The organism is Flavobacterium fluvii, assembly GCF_900129545.1.
Taxonomy (GTDB): domain Bacteria; phylum Bacteroidota; class Bacteroidia; order Flavobacteriales; family Flavobacteriaceae; genus Flavobacterium; species Flavobacterium fluvii.
The window spans coordinates 794,038-808,038 of the sequence record NZ_FQWB01000001.1 but is presented as its reverse complement, the minus strand read 5'-3'; the positions used below and the strand labels follow the sequence as shown (position 1 = coordinate 808,038).

The 14,001-nt window shown below is 37.1% G+C and carries 10 protein-coding genes; 6 read left to right on the top strand and 4 right to left on the bottom strand.

Annotation, left to right across the window (positions count from 1 at the left end):
- Positions 1-80 precede the first annotated feature (80 nt).
- From BUC16_RS03395 to BUC16_RS03380, 4 genes are all read left to right on the top strand, one after another.
- A complete protein-coding gene (locus BUC16_RS03395; RefSeq protein WP_073367938.1) occupies positions 81-1,232 on the top strand; it encodes an alpha/beta hydrolase in 1,152 nt (383 codons plus the stop codon).
- On the top strand, positions 1,232-2,593 hold the full coding sequence (radA, locus tag BUC16_RS03390; protein ID WP_073367937.1) for a DNA repair protein RadA: 1,362 nt from the start codon (positions 1,232-1,234) through the stop codon (positions 2,591-2,593). The genes BUC16_RS03395 and radA overlap by 1 nt, the downstream gene beginning before the upstream one ends.
- A gap of 13 nt (positions 2,594-2,606) precedes the next feature.
- Entirely contained in the window at positions 2,607-4,565 is a 1,959-nt protein-coding gene (locus BUC16_RS03385; protein ID WP_073368689.1) for a transglycosylase domain-containing protein, read from the top strand.
- A gap of 90 nt (positions 4,566-4,655) precedes the next feature.
- Entirely contained in the window at positions 4,656-6,023 is a 1,368-nt protein-coding gene (locus BUC16_RS03380) for a PQQ-dependent sugar dehydrogenase (RefSeq protein ID WP_073367935.1), read from the top strand.
- A gap of 70 nt (positions 6,024-6,093) precedes the next feature.
- Here the strand turns inward: BUC16_RS03380 and BUC16_RS03375 are convergent, their stop codons facing one another.
- Together BUC16_RS03375 and BUC16_RS03370 are read right to left on the bottom strand one after the other, a co-directional pair.
- Positions 6,094-6,840, bottom strand: coding sequence for a LytR/AlgR family response regulator transcription factor (locus BUC16_RS03375; protein ID WP_073367934.1), 747 nt, complete (start codon positions 6,838-6,840; stop codon positions 6,094-6,096).
- Positions 6,837-8,555: a tetratricopeptide repeat-containing sensor histidine kinase gene (locus BUC16_RS03370; protein ID WP_244534329.1), complete on the bottom strand. Its 1,719-nt coding sequence runs from the start codon at positions 8,553-8,555 to the stop codon at positions 6,837-6,839. The genes BUC16_RS03375 and BUC16_RS03370 overlap by 4 nt, the downstream gene beginning before the upstream one ends.
- A gap of 287 nt (positions 8,556-8,842) precedes the next feature.
- Between BUC16_RS03370 and BUC16_RS03365 the strand changes: the two genes are divergently transcribed.
- Both BUC16_RS03365 and BUC16_RS03360 read left to right on the top strand, forming a co-directional pair.
- A complete protein-coding gene (locus BUC16_RS03365; protein WP_073367930.1) occupies positions 8,843-10,003 on the top strand; it encodes a vWA domain-containing protein in 1,161 nt (386 codons plus the stop codon).
- Positions 10,004-10,163: 160 nt separating this feature from the next.
- Positions 10,164-11,786, top strand: coding sequence for a DUF4139 domain-containing protein (locus BUC16_RS03360; RefSeq protein ID WP_073367929.1), 1,623 nt, complete (start codon positions 10,164-10,166; stop codon positions 11,784-11,786).
- 83 nt (positions 11,787-11,869) lie between these two features.
- On the opposite strand, the gene BUC16_RS03355 is transcribed toward BUC16_RS03360, so the two are convergent.
- Both BUC16_RS03355 and BUC16_RS03350 read right to left on the bottom strand, forming a co-directional pair.
- Complete coding sequence (locus tag BUC16_RS03355) at positions 11,870-12,907, bottom strand: aldo/keto reductase (RefSeq protein WP_073367927.1); 1,038 nt, start codon at positions 12,905-12,907, stop codon at positions 11,870-11,872.
- Between the two features lie 81 nt (positions 12,908-12,988).
- Positions 12,989-13,930, bottom strand: coding sequence for an OmpA/MotB family protein (locus BUC16_RS03350; protein ID WP_073367925.1), 942 nt, complete (start codon positions 13,928-13,930; stop codon positions 12,989-12,991).
- Positions 13,931-14,001: the final 71 nt, after the last annotated feature.

The following is a 14,001-nucleotide window of genomic DNA, read 5'->3' as shown; positions in this document are numbered from 1 at the left end:
TTTTCAATAAAAGCAAATAAAGTACTATATTGCTACTCTATTTAATCCCGAAAAGTCGGGTGAATTTTAATCTCGAAAACATGAAACACCTACTACTATTGCTGTTTTTTTCCGCAACTGTTTTTTCACAAAAAACTACGGAAACCTTTGTTTCAACCAAGTTGGGCGAAAGTCGCGAAATCACCATTGGATTGCCTGCTTCCTATGAAAAAAATCCAAACAAACAATATCCCATACTCATTTTGCTCGATGGAGATTACTTGTTCGACCCCTTTTTTGGAGCCTTAAACTATGGTGCTTATTGGGATGATTTACCCGAGACCATCATCGTCGGCATCAGCCAAAACAAAAATGACGAACGAACAGACGACAGTACTTATGATGATTTAAATGGTGTTCCTTCTAAAAAAGGAGCCAGTTTTTTCGAATTCATTGGCGGAGAATTGTTGCCTTACATTGAAAAAAAATACCATGTAGCCCCGTTTCGAATTATTGCAGGACACGACATCACGGCAGGCTATTTAAACTTTTACCTCTACAAGGAAAACCCAGTTTTTAATGCCTACATCTCTCTAAGTCCAGAACTCGCACCAGAAATGGAAGTCCGAATCCCGGAAAAATTGGCAAAATTGAAACAACCCGTTTTTTATTACCAATCTTCGGGAGAAGGCGATTTAAAAGACGTCAAGGAAGGCATAAAAACCTTGGACACCAACATAAAACAAGTTGTCAATCCGATGCTTAATTACAAATACGAAGAGTTTAAAGGCGCATCCCATTACTCCTCGGTTCTCTATTCAATACCAAATGCCTTGTACCAATTTTTCGACTGTTACAAACCCATTTCAATGGCAGAGTATACCGAAAAAATCGCGGTACTCCAAAATGGATATGTAAAATATTTGACTGATAAATATGATGGAATTGAAAAAACCTTGGGATTCAAAGTTCCAATTCGGTCAACCGATTTTAAAGCCATTGAAGCGGCTATTTTAAAAAACAAAGCTTACCAAGAATTAGACGATTTATCCCAAATTGCAAGGAAAAATTATCCAAAATCCATACTTGCCGATTATGAATTGGCTTTAATGTATGAAAAACTGGGCGATACCAAAAAAGCGGCAAAAGCCTATCAAAAAGCAGCCCAATTAAACGAAATAGGAGACTTGACCAAAGACCTTATGCTTGAGAAATTTGATGAAATGCAAAGTCTAACACCAAAAAAGAAATAATGTCCAAAGTAAAAACTTCCTTTTTTTGCCAAAATTGCGGTGCCCAATATTCGAAATGGCAAGGACAGTGCAATTCTTGTAAAGAGTGGAATACCATAGCCGAGGAAATCATACAGAAAGAAGAAAAATCAGCTTGGAAAAGCGAATCGGTTTCCAATTCCAAAGCACCAAAACCCTTGCGAATCAACGAAATTGATTCTGCCCAGGAAATCCGAATGGACACCACGGACGGCGAACTCAATCGGGTGCTGGGAGGCGGAATTGTTCCCGGTTCCTTAATCCTTTTGGGCGGTGAACCCGGCATCGGAAAAAGCACGCTTTTACTCCAAATTTCTTTAAAATTACCTTATAAAACTTTATATGTTTCGGGTGAAGAAAGCCAAAAACAAATAAAAATGCGTGCAGAAAGAATCACGCCAAACGGCGATAATTGCTACATTCTTACCGAAACCAAAACCCAAAACATCTTCAAACAAATTGAAGCCATCGAACCTGAAATCGTGATTATCGATTCCATTCAAACGCTTCATACCGATTATATCGAATCGACTCCGGGAAGTATTTCCCAAATTCGGGAAACTACCGCAGAACTGATAAAATTTGCCAAAGAAACCAATATTCCCGTGATTCTGATTGGTCATATTACCAAAGACGGAAACATTGCCGGTCCCAAAATTTTGGAACATATGGTCGATACCGTGTTGCAATTTGAAGGCGACAGAAATCACGTGTACCGCATTTTGCGTTCGCTAAAAAACCGTTTTGGTTCCACTGCCGAAATCGGAATTTATGAAATGTTGGGCAATGGTTTACGTGAAGTTTCCAATCCTTCGGAGATATTGATTTCACACAAAGACGAAGAATTATCAGGAACTGCCATCGCCACGACACTCGAAGGAATGCGTCCGTTGATGATTGAAATTCAATCCTTGGTCAGCACGGCAGTTTATGGAACACCACAACGCAGCACGACGGGTTACAACGCCAAAAGACTGAACATGATTTTGGCAGTTTTAGAAAAACGTGCCGGTTTTCGTTTGGGAGCCAAAGACGTTTTCCTGAACGTGACAGGCGGAATTTCTGTAGATGATCCCGCAATAGATTTGGCAGTTGTTGCCGCCATTTTATCCTCAAATGAAGATATTCCGGTAAACAAGGATTTTTGCTTTGCAGGCGAAGTTGGTTTGTCGGGCGAAATTCGCCCCGTGAATCGTGTGGATCAACGCATCCAGGAAGCGGAGAAATTAGGATTTTCGACTATTTTTGTATCCAAATACAATAAAATCGCCTTGAAAAACACCCTAATCAAAATCCGATTGGTGGCGAAAATTGAAGACGTGGCGAGCGAGTTGTTTGGCTAAAAAAACAAAAACCATGAGAACCCGAAAACAAAAAATAATATTAGCGTCAAAAATCACGATCGCGACTTTGCTGATTATGGTTGTTGCACTTTTTGTTTTCCGAAACGCTCTGTTGCAACAAGCCATTGCAAAGGTTTCCAATAAAATGGAACAGGATTACAACAGTAATTTTTCTATAAAAAAAGCTTCATTTATTGGACTTTCGGGACTGAGTTTTTCTGATATTATTTTAGTTCCCAAAAATGCCGACACGCTTTTTCATATTCATAAACTAAAAACCAGTGTCAATTTATGGCGATTGCTCGTTGGCGATGTACAATTGGGAACCTTGGAAATCGAAAATGGTTATGTACAATTGGTCAAAAACAAACAGGGTCGAAATTTTGATGCTTTCCTGAAAAAAGGCGACACCACCCATTCAAACGAAAAAAGGAATTACGCCAAATTAGGGTACAGAATCATTTCGAGACTACTGAATTTGGTGCCAACGGACATGAAAGTGGAAAACCTTTCGTTCCGAGTGGATGACAATGGCAAAAAAACGACCATTATTTTTCAAAAGCTGCGATTGGCCAACAAGCAATTGGAAACTTCCGCCACAATAATAAACAAAGCTTACACTCAGCGAATCCGAATCGAGGGTTTTGCCGATCCTAGAAACAAAAAAGCCGATATTCGGTTATTCAATATTGACACGGGTGCCGTAAAAGTAACCTATCTTGACGAACGATACAACCTGAAATCGAGCTTTGATTCCATTCGACTCAACATTCAAAACATAGACAAATCAGGTGGTGAATTGCATATTGACGGTTTTGCTTCCATCGCCAATTTGATGATCAATCATCCGAAAATTGCCAGTAAAGACGTCGTCATCAAAAATGCAAAATTCGATTATAGATTCCTCTTGGGTTCGGATTTTATTTCCATTGACAGCAATTCGACCGTCCAATTCAACAAAATAAAATTCCATCCTTATCTGGCATACGAAACTGAAGAAGACACCATTTACAAACTCAAAGTGGCGATTCCAAAAATGAAAGCGCAGGATTTTATTGTTTCGCTTCCCGATGGTTTGTTTACCCATTTCCAGGGAATGGAAGCCCAAGGCAATTTCGAATACAAACTGGATTTTATGTTCAACAAAAACAAGCCCAACAAACTTATTTTTGACAGTAAACTCAAGAAAGAAAACCTGAAAATTACCAAATATGGCGAAGCCAACCTGAACAAACTCAACGGAGAATTCGTCTATCGCGCCATCATACAAAACGTGCAGCAACGCCCAGTTTTGGTGGGTTCAAGCAATCCAAACTACACGCCTTTGGATCAAATTTCGCCTTATTTGCAAAAATGCGTTTTGACCTCCGAAGATCCATCGTTTTTCTCGCATCGCGGTTTTATAAACGAAGCCTTCAAACAATCGATTCTCAAAAACATTCGCACCAAGAAATTCTCCCGTGGTGCCAGCACGATTAGCATGCAATTAATCAAAAACGTGTTTCTTACCCGAGAAAAAACGGCGTCTCGAAAATTGGAAGAAATCCTGTTGGTTTACATCCTTGAAAACAACAGAATCGCCAGCAAGGAAAGAATGCTCGAAGTTTATTTCAACATTATCGAATGGGGACCAAATGTGTATGGAATTGGCGAAGCCGCACAGTTTTATTTCCAGAAAACTCCAGCCGATTTAACCTTGCAAGAATGTTTGTTTTTGGCTACCATCATTCCAAAACCCAAAAAATTCATGTGGCAATTCGACAACGAAGGAAACCTAAAATCCTATGCCAAACAGCAACAAAAATTCCTGGGCAATTTGATGTTGCGAAGAGGAATTTTGGTTCCGGATGACACCACTGGACAATCCATTCCATTGCAACTTACAGGAAATGCCCATTCTTTATTGAACATAAAAGTGAAAGATACCGTTCCCGTGGATTCGTTGGCCGTGGAAGAACCGTTTGAATTCTAATTTACCTATCTTTTTAGCAAACAGACAGTTAACCAAATTTACGTCGTTTTTATTTGTAAATTTGAGTTTATTAATCAATCCTGTTTGATTATGAAAACGGCTTTATTATTTCTTGCCTTGTTTACGACACACTATTCCAATTCCCAAACCATCGGATTAGAAACTTTTGCGACAGGTTTTTCAAGTCCCGTGGAAATTGCAAATGCGGGAGACAGCAGATTATTTGTTGTCGAAAAAGGAGGAACAATTAAAATCTTGAATCCAAATGGAACTATAAATGCCACCGCTTTTCTCAATATTTCTGGCCAAGTAAGTACTGGTTCAGAGCAAGGTTTGTTAGGCTTGGCGTTTCATCCCAATTATGCTTCCAACGGATTGTTTTTCATCAATTATACCAATACCTCTGGAAATACTGTTATTGCCAAATACAGTGTCAATATTGGAAATCCCAATATTGCCAACCCTTCAAGCGTAAGCATTCTTTTAACTATTGCCCAACCCTTTGCGAATCATAATGGAGGAACCCTGAAATTTGGTACAGATGGCTATTTGTACATTGGAATGGGTGATGGTGGAAGTGGTGGTGATCCAGGAAACAGGGCACAAAACACTACTGATTTATTAGGCAAAATGCTTCGCATAGACGTGAATTCTGGAACGCCTTATGGCATTCCGATTGGCAATCCGTATGTGGGAATTACGGGAGCCGATGAAATCTGGGCAATAGGACTCCGAAATCCCTGGAAATTTTCCTTTGACAAAATCAAAAACAATTTATGGATTGCCGATGTGGGTCAAAACAACATCGAAGAAATCAACATCGTCAGCGCCACAGAATCAGGATTGAATTATGGTTGGCGTTGTTATGAAGGCAACACGGCCTATAACACGACAGGCTGTCCTTCACAAACCACCATGAAATTTCCAATCGCTGTCATTGACCATTCAACTGGCGCTTGCTCCGTTACGGGCGGTTATGTTTACAATGGCACAAACTATCCAAAATTTAAAGAACTGTATTTCTTTTCGGATTATTGCAATCCAAAAATAGGAATGATGACGATAACCGGAACAATTACCTATTCTACAGTTTTTACAGGAAATAATTTTTCGACTTTTGGGGAAGACAATAGTGGCGAACTCTATATTGCTTCCATAAATAACGGCACGATTTACAAAATTAAAGATACTTCATTAGGCCTAAACACTCCTGAAATATCCCAATTTATAGTTTATCCCAACCCAACAAAATCGGAAATTACTATCAGAAAATCAAACAAAAATTATCCCGCAGAAATCACTCTTTTTGATTTGAACGGCAAAATAATTCTGCAACAGAAAACAATGGACAAACCCGAAAACAGCATCAAAACCAATCATTTACCCAAAGGCATTTACATTCTGTCCATTAAAAATGACCAAGGACAACTTTCTTCACATAGATTGATTATCGAATAATTAGGCCATATAATTTAAAATTTCAACTTCTGTTCTGCAAACACGATTAAACAATCAATTTTTCATTAAACTATTTAAAATTCTTTAGAAAATCTTCTTTATACGTTGGGGAAACTTCTATTTCAGTGGTATCGTTTAGGGTAATAATACCGCCTTTATTATAGGATTTGACACAATTCAAATTGATTATATGGGATTTGTGAACCCGGATGAAAGGCAAAGGCAGGATTTCTGAAAAATGTTTTAAAAAACGACAGACCATTTTCTTATTTCCATTATTAAGATACAAATCAGTGAAATTTCCGTTACCACGAAGACGAACGATTTCTTCCATTTTTACAACTTCAAAACCTTCCAAAGTTGGTAAAATAACCTGTTGCTTCTCTGGTTTTGTTTCCTGAAAATTGGCAACGATTATTTTATTCCTGTTAAAAATTTCGTGATTAAGGATTTGATGATGCACTTTGTTTACTGCAACAATTAATTCTTCAATGCTAATGGGTTTTAGCAAATAATAAGCCGCACTTTGGTTCAAAGCTTTCAAAGAATATTCGGAAAAGGCTGTTACAAAAATAGTTTCAAAATGCAAATCTTTACAGGCTTCGAGAACATCAAAAGCATTGCCAAAAGGCATTTCTACATCTAGAAAAACCAATTGTGGCTGTAATTCGTGCAACATCGGAACTGCTTCTTTTATGTTTTGGGCTTCACCAATAACTTCCACCTGAGGACAGTATTTACTCAAATAATTCTTGAGTACTTCTCGTGCCGCCAATTCATCTTCGACAATAACGCTTTTTATCTTTTGAAAACTCATTCTATTTTATCAATTAATGGAAAAATAATTTCGACTATCGTTCCTGTTTCTGGCAAGGTTTTCTCACAAATGTTGAACGTAATATTCTTTTTATACAACTCATTCAGCAAACTGATACGTTCTTTGGTATTGCTCATTCCCCGCGATTGATGTGTTTTTTGATTACTGGTTTTTAGCTCTTGACTTTTGGTTAAACCAATTCCATTATCTTCGATTCTAATTGTTACTTTTCCATTAGTCAAATGAACTTGTAATTGCAATAATCCTTTAGTATCCAAATACCTTAATCCGTGCCAGATGGCATTCTCCAAATGCGGTTGCATAATCATATTGGGAACCATCGTTCTTTCGGAATCCAATTCCGGGTCAACACTTATCTTGAAATCAAATTTATCCTGAAAACGCAAATGTTCCAATTCCAAATATTTTTTCAATTGTTCCAATTCGTTATCCAATGTAATGAAATCCTTGTTGGAATTTTCCATTGTATTTCGCATCAAATTCGAATATGAAGTCAGGTATTTATTGGCTTCACGTTCCTTATTTTCTGCAATAAACTGATTGACACTATTGAGACTGTTAAAAATAAAATGTGGATTCATTTCACGGCGCAACGATTGCAATGCTATTTCTTTATTTTTGGTTTTAATAGAAAAAAGCGCTTTTACAATCCATAAAAACAATAATAAAAGTAATCCTATCGAACCCAAAAGAAAATAATTAAAGGTGTTTTTCTTAGTAATTAACTCATCTTTCAAAAATTTCTCTTTTTCTAATTGGCGAATTTTATCCTCACTAACCTGAAATGTTTTGGCATCAATCAAAGTTGTATCCGATTGCACTAATTGGTCGAAATTTTGAAGAAATTGATCATATAAAGCCTGACTTTCTTTGTTGTTTCCTTTTTCATTGTAATACTGCGTTAAGGAAATCAAACTCTTTTTGGCTTCAGCAGAATTTCCCTTTTTCATTGCCAAAGCAAAGGCTTCTTTCAAAGCTGCAATCGCTTTATTCGGGTCTTCTTTTTTGAAATAAAGAGTTGATAAAGATTGCAACTGCTTAATCTGGGTAGTAAAATCCTGCTTGGTTTTGGCTTCTGCCAAAAGTTTTTCATTGATACCAATTGCTTTGTCAAACTGATTATCAGACTCGTAGACTTTGGCAATTTCGTTATTAATTTTGATGATATCGGCTGGCTTTCCTTTTGCGTAAGCGAGCGCTTGGTTATAACTTTCTATGGCTACTTCCTTATTTTTTTGTTGCAACGAATTTTCGGCTTTTTGAACATAGGCCGCAGAAACTTCTTCCGGTTTATTTTCTTTTTTAAGTATCTTGATATTGGAATTGACATAGCTTTCCTGAACTACCGGGCTTGATGCAGAACGCAAACGATTGGCATCATTGGAGTTGACTTTTTCCAAACTTTTATCTTCGGACATTTCACCGGCTACTTCGTAATTCTTAATCGCCGATTCATAATCTTTCTGTGATTCCTGCACTTTGGCAAGACTTCTTGTCACACGGGTTTTGTCGTCGGACAGCTTTAATTTGGTGTAGCTAGCAATCGCTTTTTTAAAATATTCTTCAGCTTTTACATTGTCTCCTTTTTTGAGAAATTCATTCGCCAATCGTTCATAATTTTTGGCAATTTGAGCCTCGTCATTTACATCCAAAGATTTTTTTAAATCATTGCTCACTTTACTAATCTTTGACATAGACTTTGATTTATGAGGCAAAGAATCTTGAGCCATTATTCCCAAAGGAAACAATAACGCTGTAACAAGGAATATAAAATATATGGTTTGTAATCGCATTTAGCTTTTTTTAGAATCTTGTTTTCAGTCTCTTATCCCATTCAAATTAATAATGTAAAGTAAAGTATTTTAAACCCCTTTTACAACTTGTTTCACCAAGTGGAAATACCGTTTCACCATTTGTCCAAAAAAAGAGTGTTTTAAGTTTTTAAGTTTGATCTGTAATTAACCTTTAAAAACTAGAAATTATGAAATCGACTCTATTTATCTCAGCACTTTTGGCAACCACCCTATCCTTTGCAAGTTGTAATTCTTCGAATGCAAAATCCAACAAGAATAATACAAATAAAACCCTAAAAACAGCAGATAACACCAAAATTCAGGTGGCACTTTTATTAGACACTTCCAATAGTATGGATGGATTAATCGGTCAGGCTAAATCCAGACTTTGGAATATCGTAAACACGCTAACTACTCTTAAATATTCTGGGAAAACTCCTGATATCGAAATTGCTTTATATGAATATGGCAATGATGGATTGGCACAACAGTCCAATTATATTAGACAAGTAACACCTCTTACCACTGATTTGGACTTGATTTCCGAAAAATTATTTGCATTAAGAACCAATGGTGGTAATGAATATTGTGGAGCTGTAATACAAGATGCCACCAAAAAATTGGAATGGGGAAAAGAAAACAGCAATATGAAACTCATTTATATTGCAGGAAACGAAGCCTTCAATCAAGGTGGAATAAACTACAAAGAAGCCATAAGTGATGCTATGAAAAATGATATTTACGTGAACACTATTTTCTGCGGGAGCAGTTTAGAAGGAATTAATACCTTTTGGAAAGACGGAGCCGATTATGGAAAAGGGAAATACTTCAACATTGATTCCAATTTATCCGTACAATACGTATCAACACCTTATGATGACCAAATTTCCAAATGCAATGTAAAGATAAACAACACCTACATTGGCTACGGAGCAACGGGTTCTTCCAAAAAAACGAATCAGGAAACACAAGATAAAAATGCACAAGGAGTTTCGTCTGCCAATTATACCGAACGTGCCGTAAGCAAATCCAAAGCGGTGTACAAAAATGAAAGCTGGGACTTAGTGGACAAGGTAAAAGAAGACCCAAAAGCTATTGCAAAAATTAAAAAAGAAGAATTGCCAGCTGAACTTCAAAACAAATCAGAAGCTGAATTAGAAGTTATTGTTACTCAAAAAACCAAGGAAAGAGAAGCCATTCAGAAAGAAATTGGAGAATTAGGCAAAAAACGTCAACAATATATTGATGCCGAAGCCAAAAAATCAAAATCACAAGACGATTTAGGAAATGCAATCAACACTTCTATCGTTGCTTTGGCTAAAGTAAAAGGTTATACGGTAGAAAAATAAATATACATCTAGTAGACCTGACAAGTTTTTAAAGCCTGTCGGGTTTTCATATTTTAAAATAGAAGATTAAAATTCATACAATTTTCATAAAAAAATTTAATCCTCCCAACCTTTTTCGGTTATTTGTCATCTATAGAGATATACTCTTAATTGATACATCATGAAAAAAGCTCATTTCCTATTTGCGTTCTTGATTTCGGCAATTGCCTTTGCTCAAAAACCAATATTTGTTTCTGCCAAAGTAAAAGCAGTGACCGTTTATTTTAATTCTGCCGAAATTTCGCAAACCATCTCGACAACACTTCCGAAAGGAAACAGCGAAATAGTGATTAAAAATGTTTCAGATTATGCAAATCAAAACACGATTCAAATTGGAGCACCTTCAACCGTCACGGTACTTTCGGTACAATTCACGAAGGATTATGTTTCGGAATATGAATTAGACGAAACCAATCCCGCCATCAAAAAAGTGCGTGACAGCATCAATTTGGTAAAAAAAGAAATTCAAAAAGTCGAAAATGCCCGTGATTCAGAAAGCAAAGCCATAGAATTATTGGATAAAAACCAGCAAATTTCAGGAGTAAATTCGGGTTTGAACGTGGCTGAATTAATGAAAATGGTCGAATATTACAAGCTCAAAAGAACTGAAGCCAACAATAATTACGATGCTTTAGACGAAAAATCGATCAAACTCAATGTGCTACTGGTTAAATTGAATTCGAAACTCGAAATCAACAGTTCAAAAGAAGAAAAAACTTCAAAAGGAAAAATAATCATTCAAGTAATGAACGAACTTGCCGGAAACGTGGATTTCGGAATCAATTATTTGAGTGGAGCAGCAACTTGGAGACCGTTTTATGATTTGCGTTCGAACAGTGTTGCCGAACCAATTAACATGATGTATAAAGCACAAGTAATTCAAAACACGGGAATCGACTGGAAAAAAGTAAAATTGACTTTATCTTCCGGAAATCCAAACCAAAACAATCAAGCACCAACAATTAATCCTTGGTTTTTGAGACATCAGGAACCTAGAAATAATTATGGTTATTCGCAACAACTTGAAGGAAAATTGGCTGGAATTCAAGTTGATAACAAAGCCAAAGAATCAGATTCCAATGATCAATTAAAAGAAGTTGTTGTGACTTCAGTAAGATCAAATATTAACGAAAACCAACTCAACATTTCATTCGACATTGATATTCCGTATGATATCTTGTCCAATGGAAAAGCGCATAGCGTGGCATTGAAAGAGATAAAAATTCCGGCAAGTTTCAAATATTATGCTGTGCCAAAAGCGGAAAAAGAAGCCTTTCTTTTGGCAGAAATTGTCGATTATTCGAAGTATAATTTGTTAACCGGCGAAGCCAATATTATTTTCGAAGGAATGTACGTGGGCAAAACAAGGATTGACACAAACCAGACTTCGGACACCTTGAGTTTAAGTATGGGAAGAGACAAGAAAATTTCCATCAAGCGCGAGAAAGTAGCTGATAAATCAGGAATAAAGTTCTTGTCTTCGAAAAAAGAGCAAACTTTCACCTACGATATTACTGTTCGCAACAACAAAAAAGAAACCGCCCAATTGCTGTTGAAAGACCAATATCCACTCAGTTCCGACAAGGAAATTGAAATTGAATTACTGCAAAATGATGGTGCAAAAGTAAATGCAGAAACTGGAATCCTTACTTGGGATTTGGATTTAAAACCCAATGAAACCAAAAAAATCAGGATCAGTTACCGAGTAAAATATCCTAAAGACAAGGTGATAGATAATTTGTAAAAAAGTCTCAGTTTTCAGTCACGGTTTTCAGTCACGGTTTTCAGTCTCACTAGAATGAAAACCGTGACCGCGACTGAATACAATTAAGGTGCTGGATCTGGAATTACAGCGTGAACAGACTCTATTTCCTTCAAGATTTCATCCGATAAAACCACATCTATTGTAGCGATATTTTCTTTTAACTGTTCCATTGTTGTGGCGCCAATAATCGTGCTGGTTACAAAAGCTTGTTGGTTTACGAATGCCAAGGACATTTCCGTCAACGTCAACCCATTTTTGCGTGCCACTTCCTGATACAATCTCGTGGCTTCGGTGCTTTGTGCGCTGTTGTATCTGGCAAATTGCGGAAATAATTTGATTCTTGAATTAGGATGACTTTCGCCAGTCAAGAATTTACCCGACAAAACGCCAAAAGCCATTGGTGAATACGCCAACAATCCCACATTTTCTCTCAGGCAAACTTCGGCAGAACCAATTTCGAAAGTTCGGTTCAACAACGAATACGGATTTTGTACCGTTTTGATTTTGGGTAGATTTTGATATTTGCTTTCCTCCAAAAAACGCATAATTCCCCAAGGTGTTTCGTTCGAAAGCCCAATATGTTTTATTTTTCCTTGTTTGACAAAACCATCCAACGTTTCCAAAACAGAATGAACATTGTCTTCCCAAGCATCGTGTTGCACTTTGAAACCGCGTTGTCCAAAAAAGTTGGCCTTGCGCTCTGGCCAATGCAATTGGTACAAATCAATATAATCCGTTTGCAGGCGAGTCAAACTTTTGTCTAAAGACAAAGCAATGCTTGCGGGAGAAAAATCCATTTTTTCTCGAATGTAAGCCAAACCAGGATTGGGTCCGGCAATTTTGGAAGCCAAAACGACTTCTTCTCTTTTTCCTGTTTTTTTGAACCAAGTTCCAATTATTTTCTCGGTACTTCCATAAGTTTCCTTGCGTCCCGGAACGGAATACATTTCGGCAGTGTCAAAAAAATTGACTCCTTTTTCGAGTGCATAATCCATTTGGATGTGACCTTCGGCTTCCGTGTTTTGTTGACCAAAAGTCATCGTGCCAAGGCAAATTTTACTGATTTTTATGTCGGTATTGGGTAAAGTGGTGTATTTCATAAAGTTTAAAGTTATAAAAGCAAAAAGTCATAAAGTTAAAGATAATTCTTAAACTTTATGACTTTTGCCTCTGGACAAAATTTAATTAATATCCTTCAACATTTCGGCGATTTCGTCTAATCTTGGGGTCAAGATAATTTCGATTCTACGGTTTTTTGCTTTTCCTTCTGCTGATGCATTGCTGGCCAATGGCGAGAATTCACCTCTTCCTGCAGCAGTCAAATTTTGTTTGTTGACCAATTTATTTTCGCCTAAAATGGCAACAATTGCAGTCGCTCTTTTGGTTGACAAATCCCAGTTGTCGGCAATTGGTCCTGAACCACCATAAGGAACGTCGTCGGTGTGGCCTTCAATCAAAACGGCAATATCTGGATTGTCGCCCAATACTTTTCCCACTTCCACAACTGCTTTTTTTCCTTCGGAACCCACGGCCCAACTTCCAGAACTGAACAATAATTTGTTTTCCATGGAAACATATACTTTTCCGTTTTTTTGCTCCACCGTCAAGCCTTTGCCTTCAAAACCATTCAAGGCTTTCGAAAGCGTTTCTTTTAGTTTGCGCATACTGGCTTCTTTGGCGGCAATCATGTCTTCCAACTCTTTCAATCGTTGGTTGTTTTTGTTCAATTGTTCTTGTTCCAAAGCCAATGCTTTTTCCTTGGCTCCCAATTGTTCTAATAACTCGCGGTTTTTTGCCATATTGGCTTTCAAGGATTCGCTGCTGTTTTTCTCCAAGGCTGCGTAAGAGTCTTTCAAAACATCCATTTTTTTGTTCAAGGCCGCATAATCGGCCTGCAATTTTTCACGTTCCGATTTTACTTTTGCCAATTCTTTATTCAAACCATCACGTTCCAATTCGAGTTGACTTTTTGTTTTTAACAAATCGGCGTTTTCGTCTGAAATACTTCTGTTTTCTTTCTTCAAATCGGCATATTTGCTTTCTAGATCATTGAATATTTTCTTGGAAACACAAGAAGTGGAAAGTGCTACAATCAGCAATCCAAGGGAAATTCTTTTTATCATTTTTTTATAATTTTATTTTATTGAAACCTTTTTATTTGATTTTTGGCATTACCATTGAAATTGCCATTTTA